Annotated in this window: 2 protein-coding genes; both read right to left on the bottom strand. The window is 29.8% G+C overall.

Annotated features, from left to right (window positions below; all coding sequences use genetic code 11):
• Positions 1-670: SurA N-terminal domain-containing protein (locus B3J44_RS18185; RefSeq protein ID WP_286970173.1), on the bottom strand; the 670-nt coding region annotated here is incomplete at its 3' end.
• 107 nt (positions 671-777) lie between these two features.
• Positions 778-936: transporter associated domain-containing protein (locus B3J44_RS18180; protein ID WP_286970180.1), on the bottom strand; the 159-nt coding region annotated here is incomplete at its 5' end.

The following is a 936-nucleotide window of genomic DNA, read 5'->3' as shown; positions in this document are numbered from 1 at the left end:
ATTTTTTCTCGTTTTTCTTCATGTAAGCTACGATCTCATCATCAGAGATTTTAACTTCACTATCTTTAATAGAAGAATAAGGAGCAGCTGCATATGCAAAACTCACTTTATTAGCTTCCATTTCATACTTTAACTTTCCTTCACTAGCAGTTGTGTAAAGTCCTGATTTGATTAAAGTATTATAGATTTGAAACTTAGCATTCAATTCAGCATCTTTCTCTTTTTGAGAGATGTATTGTGCTGCTTCTGGGTTTGTTTTAAAATAATCTTTAAACTTAGCAACATCAAACATTCCTGCTGCATTTAAAAACATTGGGTTTTTACCAATATTTGGATCTGATTTCAAAACCTCTAAAATGTGTTTTTCACCAACTCTCAATCCTAATTTATCAAATTGAGATGACAATAAAGCGATTGAAACTTCTTGATCCCAAACTCTGTTTGCAGCTTCAGTGGAAGTTATACCTTGCCCACTTTTTTCAACATTACTAACTTTAACTCTAAAGTCTTCAAATGAAATATCTTTTCCATCGATGCTTCCTACATCTTTTGAACTTTGACCAAATGTTCCTCTTGTAAATAGATCTTGTATTATAAATGCAAATAATGCAAGTGCAATAACTCCTATCAATAAAGCGGAACGCTGTCTAATTTTTGCTAAAACTGCCATTTTATTATCGTTAATTTTATATTCAGTTTGCGAAAATACAATTATCTAGTTAATAACAATACAACTAGCGTTTTATTTTACACATTTTTTTTCATTAATTTAAAAATTCACTCTTTAATTGTCAATTTGACTAGTTCTATTTTCTTATTTGACGCCTCTTCAATGCGAAAATGAAACTTATCTATTACAATTTTATCTCCTTTTTGTGGGATTTCTTTTGTATGATTGACTATAAAACCTCCTAAAGTTTCATAAGAATCTTCTTC

This window comes from Flavobacterium sp. UBA4854 (assembly GCF_002399805.1).
In the GTDB taxonomy this organism is placed as follows: Bacteria; Bacteroidota; Bacteroidia; order Flavobacteriales; family Flavobacteriaceae; genus Flavobacterium; species Flavobacterium ginsengisoli.
Note: the sequence above shows the minus strand (reverse complement) of the source record. Positions and strands in the feature narration are given on the sequence as shown.